Source organism: Rheinheimera tilapiae (genome assembly GCF_042432165.1).
GTDB classification, from domain to species: Bacteria; Pseudomonadota; Gammaproteobacteria; order Enterobacterales; family Alteromonadaceae; genus Pararheinheimera; species Pararheinheimera tilapiae.
The window spans coordinates 814,090-829,673 of sequence record NZ_JBHLXP010000001.1 but is presented as its reverse complement, the minus strand read 5'-3'; the positions used below and the strand labels follow the sequence as shown (position 1 = coordinate 829,673).

Here is a 15,584-nt window from a genome sequence, read left to right as displayed (position 1 = left end):
GAGTCACCGCTGTGCGGAAGCCGGCACTGCCGGCTTCCGTTTTCAAGCTTTAATCCGCCTGTTCCGGCGCAAACATTGGAAATCCTTCTGCATCAAATGGCAACACCCGCAACCGGGTGTGGCGGTTCGGATCCGTCAGCGGCGTGCCCTGCAAGTCCCTATAATCTCTGCTGTGATACACCATCAAGTCGGTTTTGCCATCTTCGGCCAGCACAAAACTATTATGCCCGGGACCAAAGCGTTTTAACGCAGCATCGCTTGCAAACACAGGCTCGGCACGCTTCTGCCAGCTGGCCGGATTGAGCAGGTCCGCGTTGGCATCCGCCCAGAGCAACCCCATGGCATAACGATGATCAGTGGCACTGGCTGAATAGGTCACCAATACCCGGCCATGCTTCACCAGCACCGCCGGACCTTCATTGACCTTATAGCCGTGAGTTTCCCAGGGTAAGGTCGGCTCACTGAGTTTCACCGGTGTGCCTTTAATCTTCGTAGGACCGTCCATCGCAGCAATCCACAGCGCTGAATTATAGGTTTGGGCCACATCTTGTTGCGCCCACAGCAGGTACCGCTGGCCGCGATGCTCAAAAGTGGTGGCGTCCAGCGCAAAAGTATCCAGATGGGTGGTGAGTTCACCTTCTTCCTGCCAACTGCCCTGGGTTGGGTCTGCCGCCTTGTTCGATAACACATACATCCGGATGTGGAACGGGGCGTCGATGCGGCTCGCGGCAAAATACAGATACCAGACATTGTTAATGCGGTGCAGCTCTGGCGCCCAGATATTGGCACTCATCGGTCCGCTGGCTTTTTTCTGCCAGACCTGCACCGCTTTCGCCGTTTTTAACCCGGCCAGGCTGCAGCTGGATCGGATCTCCAGCGCAGAAAAATCCGGTACTGTGGCGGTAAAGTGATAACAACCGCTCTGTGCATCGCGATAGATAAAAGGGTCTGCCCGTTGCAGCAGTAATGGATTTTGCGGCAAAGTGACGGCAGCACCAGCCTGAAAGGCAAGCAAGTAGCCCAAAGTGAAAACAGCCAAACGCATCGTTCAATCTCCTGTGGTCGCCGCTCTTGTGAGCGCCGGATCTATTCTGTACTATTAATATTGTATTACTTATTATCAAGAATCAACCGGGCAGGAGTAGCAAAGATGCATGATCGGATCACCACCACATTGACGAGTCTCGCGCTGCTATTGTGCAGCACGCTGACACAAGCGAAACAACTGGAAGTGCATGACCCGGTGATGGCCAAAGCCGGTGGTCAGTATTATGTGTTCAGCACAGGCCCCGGCATCACCATTTATCAGTCCAAAGACATGCAGCACTGGCAACCTGCCGGCCGCGTGTTCGCCACAGAACCGGCATGGGCAAAAAGCATAGCGCCAGGTTTTGACGGCCATCTATGGGCGCCGGATATCATCGAAAAAGACGGCGTGTTTTATCTGTATTATTCGGTCTCTGCGTTTGGCAAAAACACCTCAGCCATTGGTGTGGCCACCAACAAAACGCTGGACCCCACGGCGAAAAACTACCAATGGCAGGACCAGGGCATCGTGCTGCAATCAGTGCCGGAGCGTGACCACTGGAATGCCATTGATCCGGCAATTATCCGTGATGAACGCGGCGATCACTGGATGAGTTTCGGCTCGTTCTGGGAAGGTTTAAAACTGGTCAAACTGGACGCCAGCCTGACCCGTGTGGCCGAACCGCAGCAGTGGCACAGCATCGCGAAACGGCCACGCAACCCAGCGCTCCCTGATGGCGAGCCGGGTGATGGTGCCATTGAAGCGCCATATATCTTCCATAAAAATGGCTATTACTACCTGTTTGTCTCTTTTGATAAATGTTGCCGCGGCAAAGATAGTGATTACAAAATCATGGTCGGCCGCAGTAAAAGCCTGACCGGGCCTTATGTCGACAAAACCGGTAAAGCCATGCTGCAGGGTGGCGGCTCTTTAGTGTTGCAAGGTGATAAAGACTGGGTCGCGCTCGGTCATAACGCCGCTTACAGCTTTGATGGCAAAGACTATCTGGTGTTTCACGCCTATGAAACTGCGGATAAAGCACTGCAAAAACTAAAAGTGCTGCCAATGCAATGGCAAGACGGCTGGCCTGTGGTCGAACAGCAAGCGCTGAATCAGTACCGGACGACCTTGCAGTCGAAATAACCCGACAGCAAATAACATCCCTTCACCAAGCCGGCTTCTGCCGGCTGTCCAGTACCTTCAACAATTTAGGGTTTTAGCAAACGAATGCCATAAATGCCGCCGGCAACCGAGCCGGGTTTGGCGATAAACTTCAACTGATGTTTGCCGTTCGTGCTGCGCTGTAACAACGTTTTGGCGATGGCGTAGTCGATGCTGTAGACACCGGTTTTAAGTTGTGGCTGTAAAGTCACGTCCGCCAGCAACTGGTCATTGAGCAGCACGGAAAACTGCCGGCCAGCGTCACCGCTGAAATATTCCAGCCGCAGGATTAAGTCTTGCTCCGCCGGGGCCGTCAGCTGATAACTGAACCAGGCTCGACTGTCGCGCCAATGCCGGCCATTGTTGTTGCCACTTTGACTGTCTGCCCCCTGATACTGATGTTCCACTTCCGGTTGTTGCTGACCCGGCTTGATCTGATCCAGCGTCCGCCTGGCCAGTGCGGCTTCGGCATCAGCCCTGGCTGTCGCTGCGGCGACAAAAGCCGGATATGCATCGCTGGCCACTTGCTGCAGATAAATTTGATAACGCTGGTCGTGGACCCGGAAAAATGGCACCAATTGCGCCACCGGTTGCTGTTGCCAGATCTGTGGCCGCGCCACCTGCAGACCGGGGGCCGCAAAAGCTAACAGCCCGGGCAGCCGACGCAGGTTTTGTAAAAATGCTGTCGGTTCCCCAACTAGCAGCGGCGCCGCACCTTCCGGGCACAAAGCGCCGGCAGCGATATGTCCCATCCGGCTATCATCCGCGACAAACCGCAGCTGCTCGCCCTGTAATGGTGGCAACGGCTGCGCCAGGGCGATTGGACCATACAACACGGCATAGTTGGCCTGTTGATCGCCAGTCTGCCGACCGGGCAATTGCTCCAGCCGCAGCAGCGGATCCAGTGTAAAACTCAGCACATCACCGGCGCGTAACGCCAGATCCACAGTCACATAACCAGGCCTGGCTTCCCGGGTATTGACCGCCTTGCCATTGCGCCGAAGTTGCAACGGCGCACCCTGCCATGATGGCCGGCGAATACTAATCTGCTGGATTTCACCTGACGCCGGCGCTTGTAGCACATGAAGCTTTACCTGAATGTCATCGGGAAAAGCCGTTTCGAGCGCCAGTTTCAGCCCCTGCTCCGGCCATGCCAGCGTCGACGGGATAAACAGATTCACCAGCAGTTCCTGATCAGCGCGGGCGTAAATCAGCTCGGCATATTTGCTGTGATTTTCCAGACCCGACCCGACACAACACCACATCGATTGGTCATGCGATGAATACATCCGGTAATGACCGGCACGCAGCGGGGTAAAATAGACCAGACCACCATGCTGCGGATGCTGTGACGCGAGAATATGGTTATAACTGGCACGTTCATAAAAGCTGAGATATCGGGCATCACCGCTTTGCAGATAAAGCAGCTTCGCCAGCTTTAACATATTGTATGTATTACAGGTTTCTGGCCCTTCGACATCTTCCAGCATCGGGCGAAAATCGTCCGTTTGATGAAAATGTTCCCGTACGCTGTTGCCGCCTATCACCACAGATCGGCGCTCGGTCACGGTTTGATAAAAAAACTGCGCTGCCTGCTGCCACTCGGGTAAGCCAGCACCAGCGCCCACGCGCCAAAAACCAATCACCTTTGGAATTTGTGTATTGGCATGCAAGCCACTGAGCTGGTCTTTTTTCGCTAACAGTGGCTGCAGCAAGCTTTGTTGTGAGTAACGCCGCGCCAGCAGCAGATAAGCCGAGTCTCCGCTGATCTGTGCCAGATCAACCAGCGCTTCATTGATGCCGCCATGTTCGCTGATCAGTAATTGTTGAATTTGCGCATCGGTCAGTGTGGCGTTGACGCGCAAAAACCACTGCCCCAGCTGCAGCAACAGCACTTTCGCCTGCGGTTTGCGTGTCAGTAACCACACATCGGCCAGACCAGCAAAAGTTTTATGCAGGTTATACAGTGGCACCCAGCGCTGGTTCAGGCTGAATAAGTCGCTGTTGATCTGACCGGCACGGATTTGTTGCCACAACAGGCGACTTCCGGGGATGCCACCAAGATAGCCCGCATCAGTCCCGCTGCCATAGGCTTGTTGCACGGCGCCGAGCCGCTGTAGCAGCGTATCAAGCCGCGCATCGAGCCCGGCATCACCGGTCGCGGCGACCGCCAATGCCAGCGCTGACAGATAATGACCGCCAATATGGCCATCGAGGCCACTATGCTCCCAGTTGCCGTAGCCGGCCGCCTGAGGCGTCAAGCCTGCTTCGCGCTCAAAAGGCGCCAGCAGACGATTGATATCCAGATCGCGCAGGTATTGCAGATTGGTCTGCTGCGCCTGATAAAAAGGTCCGGCCGTTAAACGCACCTGCGTCAGGCCAAACGGCTGCACCGCAGGTGCTTCGGCATTGGCAGTCAAAGACAAAGCACTGGCCAATAGCAACGCAAAACCAAATCTTATCAGGCGCATCAGCGGTTCCGGGTAAGAGACTCAGGGCTGGCCGGGTTTACCAAAGCGCGGCATGCCGTCTTGGTCCCACTGAATGGTTTTCACGAACGTATGCCGATCCGGATTCCATAACGGATCACCTTCGATTTCGGTGTATTGCCGGCAATGGTACACCAGCACATCGGTGCCATCCGCCAGCGTGGTAAAACTGTTGTGGCCGGGACCAAACATTTTCACCGATGCATCGGTCTGAAACACAGGCTGCTGCGCTTTGTGCCAGCTCGCCGGGTTCAGCACATCGGCATTGTCGTCGGCGCAAAGCAATCCCATGCAGTAGTTTTCGTCCGTCGCACTGGCCGAATAGCTGATAAAAATTTTGCCATGACCTTTAAGCACCGCCGGGCCTTCATTAACCCAGAAGCCGCGAATTTCCCAGTCCAGCTCAGGCTTCGTCAACAATACAGGCGTGCCTTTAATCGCCACCGGTGAGGCCATTTCGGCGATGTACAAATTCGAGTTCCCGGTAATGCCCGGGCCTTTTTGTGCCCACAGATAATAGAGTTTGTCCTGATGGTAAAACGTCGTCGCATCCAGGCAAAAGGTATCGATGCCGGTGTCGACCTGACCCACGAATTCCCAGGCCGCTGTTAATGGGTTATCCCCTGTGGCCCGGATCACATACATGCGGTGCTGAAACAGATTGTCTTTAATGGCGCGGCTTGGCGCCGCAGCAAAATAGACATACCAGCTGCCCTGATGAAAATGAATTTCCGGCGCCCAAATCAACTCAGAGTAAGGCCCTTGTTCAGGTTTACGCCAGACCATCACCGTTTGGGCGGTCGCTAAATCTTCCAGTTGCCGGGCGCGGCGCAGTTCAATGCCATCATAAGCGGGCACTGACGCGGTGAAATAATAAAAACCATCGGTATGCCGGTAGATAAAAGGGTCAGCACGTTGCGGGATTAACGGGATATTGCTGTTCAAAGCGGCGCTGTTAAGCATGAGTCGGAGTTCCTTCTGGGACTGCAGATGAAGCGGGAACGGCTTGCCGGGCCACCGGCGTAACCTGTAATTCAGCCAATAACTGGCGATATGCGGCGTCAGTAATGCGATAGCGCTGCATCAGCACCCCGACACCATAATGGAACACGCCCGGGATCACGGTCAGCATCAGCGCGATGCCGGTCAGTGCAAGTTCGGATTGCGCGACATCCGGCTGATAACCAAAACCGGCCAGCAACCAACCGACCACGGCCCCCGCCACACCCATGCCGGCTTTCTGGCAGAATGAAATGCCGCCGAATGACAAACCCGCCACGCGTTGCCCGGTTTTGTGTTCACCGTAATCGACCGCTTCTGCAATCGCCGACCAGAACACAGGGGCATGCAAATCCACTACAAAAGAAATCAGGAAAAACAGTACAAACGCCAAGACCACATCGCCGGGGCCGACCAGTACAAACATCAGCAAACTCAGCGCACCCACGGCCATCTGGCTGTATTTAAACAACTTGACCTTGCAATACACTTTGGTGATCCAGGTCGAAGCCACCATCGACAAAATCGCAGCACCGACACCGGTCGACAAAAACAGCGACTGCAGGGTGGTGTCACCGCCCAGATAGTATTTGGCGTAGTACAGCGCCACAGAACCGCGCACGACATAACCGACAGTGCCCAGCACACAAACGCCGCACAGCACCAGCCACTGGTCATTTTTCAGCAGCAGCGCAAATTGCTGCGCCAACGGCTGCTTATCCACCTGATGCTCCAGCCGTTCTGTTGTGGTGAAGAAGCAAAACAGGAAAAACAACACGGCCAGGACCGCCATCAACCCCATGGCTGCCTGATACCCGGCGGCACGGTCGCCTTGCCAGTAGTCAGCCCCAGCCAGAATGGGGACGATAATAGTGACTAAAAAGGCGGCAATTTTGGCAAAGAACAAGCGATATCCATTGGCGGATAAGCGTTCTTTCGGGTCGTCCGTCAACACGCCGATCAACGAGATATAAGGGATCGTCACCGCCGTAAACATCAGCGTGACAAAAATATAAGTACTGTAAGCCCAGACCAGCTTGGCGTTGTAATCCAGATCGGGCGTACTGAAAGTTAAGAACACCGACAGACCAAAAGGCACGGCAAACACCAGCAAATATGGCCGGTAGCGGCCCCAGCGGCTGGTATATTTATCGGTGATCATGCCCATCAGCGGGTCGGTAATGGCGTCGAGGATCCGGACCACCAATAACATCAGTGCCATATCCGAAGGCTTCATGCCGTAGACGTCGGTGTAGAAGAACGTGATGATTAGCATCATCGCCGAGATCACGACGTTGACCGCCATATCCCCGGCACCAAAGCCAATTTTTTCCAGATGCGATAATTTATGCGCGCTCATCACGCGGTTCTCCCCTGTCTGTCGGGCGCTTGCAATGCATTGACCCGTACTTGTGTCTGGCAACCTGAAGCTGCCTTATTGTTGTGTGTTCAAGATAATATTGTAGGATAATTGGTGCAACCATTAACGCTGAAACCCGGTTAAAAAAAGCCCCGCTTGGCGGGGCTAAAACACATCACACCAAATCAACTATCACATGGAGTAGCGCACACCGAGCGCAAAAGTGCGACTGTACAAGGCGGTACCGAAGTTATTTGTTGTGGCATTGCTACCGTAATAACTCTGATACAACTCGTTGGTCAGGTTGGTACCGTCCAGCGTCACTTCGAAGTTGTCGTTTAAGCGATAGCTCAGCTGGAAGTCCATACTGGCTTCAGCACGACGGCGCATTTCCAACGGGTTGGCAAACAGCGCGGCTTCATAGTTCGCCAGGAAGTCATCACGCCATGAATACGACAACCGCATGCCTAACTTATCTTTGTCATAGGCCAGGACAACGCTGTATGACGAGTCCGACACGCCAAACACATCGGTATCTTTGTAGCCGGTGATTTCACCTGCAGAGTTCGTATCCGGTGTGGTCTGCGACGACGACAGACGGGTATAGCTCGCTTGCACGCCAAAACCATCCAGCAATTGCGGCAGATTCTCCGGGAACCAGACCAGACCAAGCTCAGCACCGGACAACTCGCCGTTGGAAGCGTTGTACGGCTGGGTCAGAATAAATTTGTATGGCGTTGGGTCTGTCGCAGACTTGTCATGCGTTACCGCACGGCGGAAGCCGACGACAAAACCATCGACATCGCGGCGGAACAGCGTGCCGTATAACGAACTGGATTTGGCGAAGTACCATTCCAACGACAAGTCATAGTTTTTCGACTCCGTGGGTTCCAGATCCGGATTGCCACCACCCGCTGTGCCGTAGCCGATCCCGGTCACGTCTTCGTTATAGATAATCAGCGGGTTTAAGTCGCCGAATGATGGATAACGCAGGGTCTCGGTATAGGCAAAACGTGCCTGCAGATCGTCGGTCAGTTCATAACGCGCGGTCAGACTTGGCAACAGTTTGCGGGTTTTGCTGTCACCGCCAGTGACCGGCTGTGGTACGCCCGGAGCGGTTTCCTGGTAAAACAACGAATCAGTGTCGATACCGGTGTAACGGACACCGATCTCGCCATCCAGAGTACGGCCGGCCAGTTCCGTTTCGTATTTCCCTTGCAGGTATACCGATAAAGTGGTGGATTCAATGTCAAAAGAGCGGTTTAAACCCAGCTTGGTCATGCCATAAATGCCGCGGTATTTATCTGCATTGCCGCGGATCTCGTGGCCATTGGCGACCGTCCAGCTACTCGGTACATTGGCTTCGCCATCCATAAAGCCGCTATTGGTGTAGGCCAGGCCTTCCAGCGACGCGACATTCAAACCACCGCCGCAGCAGCGATCCTGCCGGCTGAAGGCCGTTTCAGCACCGCGTTTGTCGTAACGCACACCGGTATCAATCCGGGTGATAAAACCACTGCGGCTATAGCTCAGATCTGAGGTGAAAGTCACCGCATCACCCTGGTCGCTGTTGGCATTGTCGTACATGCCATCAATCAGATAAGACGCCGGATTGACCATATCCGCTTCGTTTAACGCCGCAGTCGCCGGGTCATCTTCAAAATTAAAGCCTGGCACACCACTGTGTTCGTTAAAGTCCACGTTCAGTTTGTAAGTCGCACCCGGGCGAATAAAGCGCATTGCAAAGAAATCGCTGTCGTATTGGCTGTCCTGATACACCACTTCTGATTTTAACGTCAGATCTTCGTTTAACTGCCAGGTTCCTCCTAAGGCGTACAGGTAACTGTCGGTTTTACCGGTTGATAAGTCACCGCTGGTAAAGACCCACGGATGTAATACCGAACGCGATTTGACGATATTAGTGCCTGGATGCAACACCACGTTACCAGCCGCTTTCGCTTGAGCTGCGTTCATACCGGCATAGTCGCCCCACCAATCGGCGAAGGAGAAAAACAGGCTGTTAAAGCCTTCGTTACGATAACCGTTGTAGAAAGTCTCAAACACGTATTCAGAGTTTTCATCCGGGGCGAACTGGAACGACAGGTTAGCTGCCGGACGTTCACGTTCACCGTTGTAATCGCTCTGGAAAATCGCATCACGGCCCAGCATGTAAGGCGTGGCTTTGCCATTGATGTTAAAAGTCGAGCCTGCCGCTGAAGGCAAACCTTCCAATAAGCCGGCCTGCCAGATTGGGTCTTCACTGACGCCACCCCGGTTTGGCCACACCCGCTCAAAAGGGGTAAAAGGCGCGGTGGTGCTTTCCGTCATAAAAGGCACCATGGCCCCGGCGGTCACGCTTTGATCGCGGTAACGCAGACGGGAATAGGATAAGTTAACCAATGCACCCACCTGACCTGCGCTGGTGGTCCACTGATTCGACGCCAACGCACTGATAGTCGGGTTGGTTTCTTCGTTTTGTTCAGTGTAAATGCCGCGGCCGGCTACGATAAATTTCGAACCTTCAAAATCAAATGGCCGCTGCGTTTTCACATCAATAGCACCGGCAATACCACTTTCAATCTGGCTGGCAGACCGGGTTTTATAGACATCAACCTGCTTTAACAAGCTGGCCGGAATATCCTGCAGCGCAACAGCGGTGCCTGCAGCAGTGAAGATGTTGCGACCATTCACGGTCGTGGTGATATCACTTAAACCACGGATGGATACGCCGGAAACTTCGCCGGAGCCGCGGTTGGTGACCTGCACGCCGGTCACGCGCTGCAGCGACTCGACGACGTTATTATCCGGAAATTTGCCGATATCCTCGGCAACGATCACGTCAACAATCTGTTCTTCCAGACGTTTGACAGCTAAGGCTTTATTCAGACTGCTGCGGATCCCTTTCACCTGAATCACTTCAATCGATTCAGCGGTTTCTTTGTCTGTTTTGGTGGTTGCAGCTTCCTGCGCATAGGCAACCTGGCCGGAAAGGACCAGCAGGATGGCGCTGGACAAGTGGCTTCGCTTAAACATGGGTCGTCTTCTCCCGTCATTGTGTATGAACGCCGTGTAAGTCCATTACAACCCGAACTCTTCCGGCTTATTGTTTTGTCCATGTGCAAGTTGCAGAGCACTGATACCACTGCAAAACCGGCACTGTCAAATTATTGTAGTTTTATAATACTATTGTATGATTATTTAACTGTCAACAACAGTTGCTGTTTCACTACATTTTTATTTCGTGATTTAAATCAATTATTTAGGTGTTTTCTGCCTAAAAAGGGACCGCGTTAGCGGATCCCTTCACTCGTCATGATCACGCGTTGTAGCGTACCGTCCGCGTTGTAATGCAATGGATCTATCGCCACAGATCGCCGGAAACGGCCGCCACTCGGCCGGCCTTCTGCCGGTGGCACTGCGCCTGTGTGATAGATGAAGTAGGATTTGCCCTGAAATTCGATAATCGCTTGGTGATTGGTTTCTGAATTGCCGGCAATTTCATTCAGAATGCCCTGATATTGCCAGGGGCCATCAATACTGCGGCTGGTGGCATAACAGATCTTTTCCGGAAAGCCGCAGGCGTAAGACAGGTAATAGATATCGCCTTTGCTATGCACCCAAGCAGCTTCAGTAAAGTCTTTTAAATCAATGGTTTTAATTTCACCATCGAGCTCAGTCATGTTCGGTTTCAGCTTGACATACTTGGGGACCACATTGCCGAAAAACAGGTAGGCCTGGCCGTCTTTATCAATAAAAACGGCCGGATCTATGTCATCCCAGTCATTTTTGGTCTGCGTGGTCATGTCATTGGTGACCAGCGCTTTGCCGATAGCATCTTTAAAAGGGCCAAGCGGGCTGTCTGCAACCGCTACACCGATAGCGAAGCCGGGTTTGTCGTCTTTATGGCGTACCGTGGTGTAGAAATAGAACTTGCCATTGCGGGCGATCGCATGGGCTGCCCAGGCATCCCCTTTGGCCCACTTGAAGTCGGTCGCTTTCATCACCGGCCCATGCCGCTGCCAGGTTTTCATATCATTGGAGCTGAATAACAGCCAGTCATGCATGACAAAAAAGCCATTGTTATCAGGGGCTTCATCATGACCTGTGTACAAATAGACCCTATCACCATGCACGAGGGCGGCGGGATCTGCCGTCAGCACGTCAGTAAACAACGGATTCGCCGCCTGCGCGGGTGCTGCCAGTTGTAACAACATGGCGAGACCACTCAGCAACAAGGATCGAAATAAAAATGGACGCATCAGGATTCCTTTTTCTATGCAGCTGGTCGGGCGCAGCGCACAGCACCCGACCATCATATTGTACTATTTAAAACAAATGAAACAGCATCATGGCAATACACTTTGCTGATACAACTGCAACACATCCTCAGCACTGATCGCTTCGCTGTAGATAGTCACTTCATCCAGCATGCCTTTAAACGGGGTGTCCCAGAAGTTCACGCCAAGACCAAAGCCTTTGTTGCCGGTTACGCCAAATACATTCGGGAAATTACTGCCGCTGAACACCACCTGGCCGTTCAGGTAGATCTTCACAGTGCCACCACTGACCACAAAGGTCAGATGCGACCAGCTGTTCAGCGCCACCCGCTGACCGATCCCTGCGTCATACCAGGCCGTTCCTGACCACAACATCGTATTTTCGCCAACGCCGCCATGGCCACGCGGTACCAGACTGACCCAGCTGCTCAGATTGGCATAACCAAAAAACGCCGTGGTGTAATTGGTTAACTGGGCCGGATTCAGCCACAAAGCCACACTGTAGCTATGGTCTGTGATGAGGTTATCCGGCAGCCGGACACCCGAACTACCATTGAGTACCAGCGCCTGACCCCGCACACCCGGCTGGTAACTCAAAGCACCGCCAGCCTGATCCAGTTTACTGCCGGTGCTGCTACCCGCATTAAATCGGCCCGTTGCATCGGCAAGGTTACTGAGATCAAAACTGAAGTTCGCCAGTGGCGTTGGCGGCGCTAACGAACGCACGGTCACAACAAAATCACGGCTCTGTTGCAGACCATTCAGATTGACCGTTGCCGTCAGTGTCACCTGCCGATCCGGCTCCGTCAGGCCCGGGCGTGTCACTTTGCCTTGCAGATCTATCGTGCTGAGATCGGACGATTGCCACTGCACGACACTGGCAAAGGCTGCACTTCGTGGTAGCGCTAAGTCAGCGCGCACCGCCGTGATGTCGCCGAGATTGAGGTTGTTGACGGCGATTTGCAGCAACTGCGCGTCCTGTAAGCGGTCCACATCGAGCGCTTTGATCTCAGCAGCACTGAGCGCAGTCTCATAAACCGCTAGTTCGTCGATCGCGCCGTTAAACGGGATATCCCAGTAGTTCACCCCCAGCGCGAACACTGCCTGCGCCTGACTGAACAGGTCACGAAAGTTGCTGCCGGTGAACTTCTGCACGCCATTGATATACAGACTGAGCTGGCCCTGCTGCACGCTAAAAGCCACGTGCGTCCACTGATTGAGCGGAATTTGCAAACCGGCGCTGCCATCAAACCAGACCTGACTGCCGCTCCACAGCATGGTGTTTTGATCCCAGCTGCGCGGCACCAGACTCAACCAGTTATCCGGGTTGGCTGCAGCAAAAAATGCCGGCGTAAACTGGGTCAGCACTGCCGGTTTCAACCACAACGAAACGGTGTAGGTATGGCTACGAATTAAACCATCTGGCAACCGCACGCCGTTCTGACCATTAAGCTGCAATGCCTGCCCGGCTTTGCCGCTGGCAAAACTGACAACTCCGCTGCTGTCTGGTCTGCTGCCGGTCGCCTGACCCGGTGTTAGCAACCCCGTACTGTCGGTCAAGTCTTGTTCAAAGCGATACAGTGCTGTGCGGTTGTAGGCCTTGCGCGCTTTGACCAGCACACTGAAGGTTTTTTGTTGCTGGACGCCCAGCAGACTGACGGTGGCGGTCAACTCAACGACGGCGTCACTGCTGCCCGCCGATGGCGCTTCAACTTTGCCGTTCGCCGCAATGACCTGTGGTAAGGATGAACTCCACTGGATCACCGCACCTTGTGCGCCACGGGTTGCCAACACCAGATCTGTCACGGTTTCAGCCGGCAACGTCAGGCTATTCAGGGTTTGTTGCACTAAATCTGCCGCGCTTTGCACCGGCAGACGACTGCCCCAAACGGCCTCACCTTTGATCGATAAAGCACTGAATGTCGGCACCAGTTGTGCCGTATTGTCGTTGTATTGCCAGGACCGCACGCCGTTAAAACTGCCTACGCCGTTGATGTTCAGCGTGATTTGCTGCTTATCGCCAAGCTGATAGCTGCCAGCAAGGTCGCCGCTGATGCTACCGTCGGCGTTCAATGTCAGGTAGACCGACCGGTGCGGGGTCCGGTTGATGTCTTTGCCGTGATTGATGAACTGATAAGTGCCCAGCACATCGGTTTTATCGACCACATTGTCGCCCTGCACCGGCGCATAGCGGTGTGGCGCCGCGACCAGCCAGCCGTCTGCATTGACAAACAACTGATGCACGCGAATTTCATGGCCTTCGCCTTTATCCGGGAAGCGGGCATGAAAAATGACAAAGTGTTGTTTGGTTGCCGCATCGTAATAAGCGGAGTTATGGCCCGGTGCCATATAACCGTGATCGGACCCCGGATCGCCTGGGTTGTGCTCAAACAGGTGTCCGCCCATCAACTTGACACCAAAGGGGGCAATGGACGACCAGCCACCGGATGCGCCCAGCATGTTACGACCTTCGGCATCAAAGAAAGGGCCTTGTGGCGTGCGCGCACGTGCGATGCGCATGTTGTAGCCGTCCTTCTGAGCGAAACCGCCAAAGGACGTAAACAGATAGTAGTAGTCTGACTCCGGGCTGTAGAACATAAAAGGCCCTTCAATCGCACTGAAATAGCCGCCCATAATCTTGGTGCCATAGCCCTGGCCCGCTAACGCGAAGCCGGTTTGCGGATTCAGCTCCAACACAAAAATGCCACCGGAATAAGAGCCATACACCATCCAGAGCCGGCCGGTTTTATCAAAAAATACATCAGGATCTATCGCATTCGGATGAATATTGCCGTTGTAGACATTGCCGTCCACGCCAGGGTTTTCGCTGCCGCGATGGCCACTTTTCAGCATTAAACCCAGATTGCGGTATGGGCCTTCGATCTGTTCTGACACCGCGACGCCCAAATACGAACGTGACGAGTCACATTCGCCGTTTTCCGGCGAGGCACAGTGGTTGTAATAGAAATAATATTTGCCGTCGGCGAGCTGGATCACGTCGGACGCCCAGGAACCGGCATGGCCACCGGACCAGGCGATGCCCTCAGCCGCCTCACTTTGATAGGTCGCAAACAGCGGGTTGGCGTTGTTGACGCCTTCTGCCACCAGCTGCCAGTTCATCAGGTCGGTGCTTTTCGCCACCGCCAAATGCGAACCAAACACGTAAAAACGACCATCGGTCAGGCGGATCACCGATGGGTCATGCACGGTCGCGTTTTGATAAGACACCGGCGTTTGCAGGGTCGGATCCGGCAGATTATTGTCAGACAACTGCTGAAACACTGCGGCACTGTAACTAAAAGTGCCACGACTGTTGGCGAAGTAGACGCGAACCGGAGTGGTCAGTGCCGCTACATCAAAATAGGGCCGGCCGGCACTGTCTTTGCCATGCGCATTGGTCACCGCATAGGTGCTGCTCATAATCACCAGGCGCAGCGGCTGTTCTGCTGTCGGCGCCGGAGCCTGCAGAATTTTGTTGTCGGTGTAGTAACCGACATTTCGTACTGTTACCCGGGCCCCCTGCTGCACCGTCGCGCCGGTCAGTTGTTGCCATTGTGCGGCCTGGACACTGAACAGCAGCGCAGGAGTCAGGCCGAGTAAGATCAATGAAAGCAACTGCTTAACCATGATGCTGCGCTCCTTTGGTAGGTGCAGAGCGTCGCAGCAACAGCAGTGCACTACAAACTAACAACAGACTGGCCGGCGCCGGCACTTCTTGGGTGTCAAACTGCAGCTGACCGAAGGTCAGGGTATCACCAAGGACAAAGTCATTGTCCTGCACCCCAAATTCCAGCGTCAGATTGCGGCCAATCCAAGCGGTCAGATCAAAACGGCCACCTGCGGATAAATCCAGCACGTCGTTGCTGTCCAGATCGCGCAGCTGGGCGAAATAAAAATCATCAGTGCTACTCAGCACAGCCTGAATATCCAGCTGCAGCCACAATGCCTTGCCGGCACCAACTGCATTTAATTGCAGGTCCTGATACATCAGCAGGCTCCACAGCTCACGCTGCGCTTGCAGCGCTGTGCTCAGCGTCACACTGCTGCCAGACTGGCTGAATGCTGCCGGGTAGGTACTAAAAAGGTCGCCGCTTTCCGTTGCAGAGCTGCCATCTTGCAGATCAGTCCAACTGACCGCCGCTTGCCAATATTGATAGCCCTGACTGAAATCAGCGTTAAGCAGGCTTGCCTGTGCCATGCCGGAACATCCGAGCAAAATGGGCAGCAGACACCGCCGGAGTGTCTTGTTCATCGTCTTCTCCTGTTGTACC

At 54.1% G+C, this 15,584-nt stretch carries 9 protein-coding genes; 1 reads left to right on the top strand and 8 read right to left on the bottom strand.

Annotated features, from left to right (window positions below; translation table 11 throughout):
* Window positions 1-49 precede the first annotated feature (49 nt).
* Window positions 50-1,045: a glycoside hydrolase family 43 protein gene (locus tag ACFFJP_RS03435; protein WP_377240541.1), complete on the bottom strand. Its 996-nt coding sequence runs from the start codon at window positions 1,043-1,045 to the stop codon at window positions 50-52.
* Window positions 1,046-1,150: 105 nt separating this feature from the next.
* Between ACFFJP_RS03435 and ACFFJP_RS03430 the strand changes: the two genes are divergently transcribed.
* Entirely contained in the window at window positions 1,151-2,170 is a 1,020-nt protein-coding gene (locus tag ACFFJP_RS03430; protein ID WP_377240539.1) for an arabinan endo-1,5-alpha-L-arabinosidase, read from the top strand.
* Window positions 2,171-2,235: 65 nt separating this feature from the next.
* Here ACFFJP_RS03430 and ACFFJP_RS03425 read toward each other — a convergent pair whose 3' ends face one another.
* The 7 genes from ACFFJP_RS03425 to ACFFJP_RS03395 form a co-directional block, all read right to left on the bottom strand.
* The gene (locus ACFFJP_RS03425) at window positions 2,236-4,659 is read right to left on the bottom strand and encodes a beta-L-arabinofuranosidase domain-containing protein (protein ID WP_377240537.1); all 2,424 of its coding nucleotides are present in this window, start codon (window positions 4,657-4,659) and stop codon (window positions 2,236-2,238) included.
* Window positions 4,660-4,680: 21 nt separating this feature from the next.
* The gene (locus tag ACFFJP_RS03420) at window positions 4,681-5,640 is read right to left on the bottom strand and encodes a glycoside hydrolase family 43 protein (RefSeq protein ID WP_377240535.1); all 960 of its coding nucleotides are present in this window, start codon (window positions 5,638-5,640) and stop codon (window positions 4,681-4,683) included.
* Window positions 5,633-7,036, bottom strand: a complete 1,404-nt coding sequence (locus tag ACFFJP_RS03415) for an MFS transporter (protein WP_377240533.1) — start codon at window positions 7,034-7,036, stop codon at window positions 5,633-5,635. The genes ACFFJP_RS03420 and ACFFJP_RS03415 overlap by 8 nt, the downstream gene beginning before the upstream one ends.
* Before the next feature lie 192 nt (window positions 7,037-7,228).
* On the bottom strand, window positions 7,229-10,069 hold the full coding sequence (locus ACFFJP_RS03410; RefSeq protein ID WP_377240531.1) for a TonB-dependent receptor: 2,841 nt from the start codon (window positions 10,067-10,069) through the stop codon (window positions 7,229-7,231).
* Window positions 10,070-10,326: 257 nt separating this feature from the next.
* Window positions 10,327-11,295 (bottom strand): glycoside hydrolase family 43 protein, encoded by a 969-nt coding sequence (locus tag ACFFJP_RS03405; protein ID WP_377240529.1) that lies wholly within the window; start codon window positions 11,293-11,295, stop codon window positions 10,327-10,329.
* Window positions 11,296-11,382: 87 nt separating this feature from the next.
* Window positions 11,383-14,940: a LamG-like jellyroll fold domain-containing protein gene (locus ACFFJP_RS03400; RefSeq protein ID WP_377240527.1), complete on the bottom strand. Its 3,558-nt coding sequence runs from the start codon at window positions 14,938-14,940 to the stop codon at window positions 11,383-11,385.
* Window positions 14,933-15,565 carry a hypothetical protein gene (locus ACFFJP_RS03395; protein ID WP_377240525.1) on the bottom strand — a complete coding sequence of 211 codons (633 nt, stop codon included), beginning with the start codon at window positions 15,563-15,565 and terminating at the stop codon, window positions 14,933-14,935. Before ACFFJP_RS03395 ends, ACFFJP_RS03400 begins: the two co-directional genes overlap by 8 nt.
* Window positions 15,566-15,584 lie beyond the last annotated feature (19 nt).

Excerpts from the sequence above, each read along its gene's own strand:
- ACFFJP_RS03430 (WP_377240539.1), top strand. The coding sequence starts at position 1,151 with ATGCATGATCGGATCACCACCACATTGACGAGTCTCGCGCTGCTATTG.
- ACFFJP_RS03405 (WP_377240529.1), bottom strand. The coding sequence starts at position 11,295 with ATGCGTCCATTTTTATTTCGATCCTTGTTGCTGAGTGGTCTCGCCATG.
- ACFFJP_RS03420 (WP_377240535.1), bottom strand. The coding sequence starts at position 5,640 with ATGCTTAACAGCGCCGCTTTGAACAGCAATATCCCGTTAATCCCGCAA.
- ACFFJP_RS03425 (WP_377240537.1), bottom strand. The coding sequence starts at position 4,659 with ATGCGCCTGATAAGATTTGGTTTTGCGTTGCTATTGGCCAGTGCTTTG.
- ACFFJP_RS03435 (WP_377240541.1), bottom strand. The coding sequence starts at position 1,045 with ATGCGTTTGGCTGTTTTCACTTTGGGCTACTTGCTTGCCTTTCAGGCT.
- ACFFJP_RS03410 (WP_377240531.1), bottom strand. The coding sequence starts at position 10,069 with ATGTTTAAGCGAAGCCACTTGTCCAGCGCCATCCTGCTGGTCCTTTCC.
- ACFFJP_RS03415 (WP_377240533.1), bottom strand. The coding sequence starts at position 7,036 with ATGAGCGCGCATAAATTATCGCATCTGGAAAAAATTGGCTTTGGTGCC.
- ACFFJP_RS03395 (WP_377240525.1), bottom strand. The coding sequence starts at position 15,565 with ATGAACAAGACACTCCGGCGGTGTCTGCTGCCCATTTTGCTCGGATGT.
- ACFFJP_RS03400 (WP_377240527.1), bottom strand. The coding sequence starts at position 14,940 with ATGGTTAAGCAGTTGCTTTCATTGATCTTACTCGGCCTGACTCCTGCG.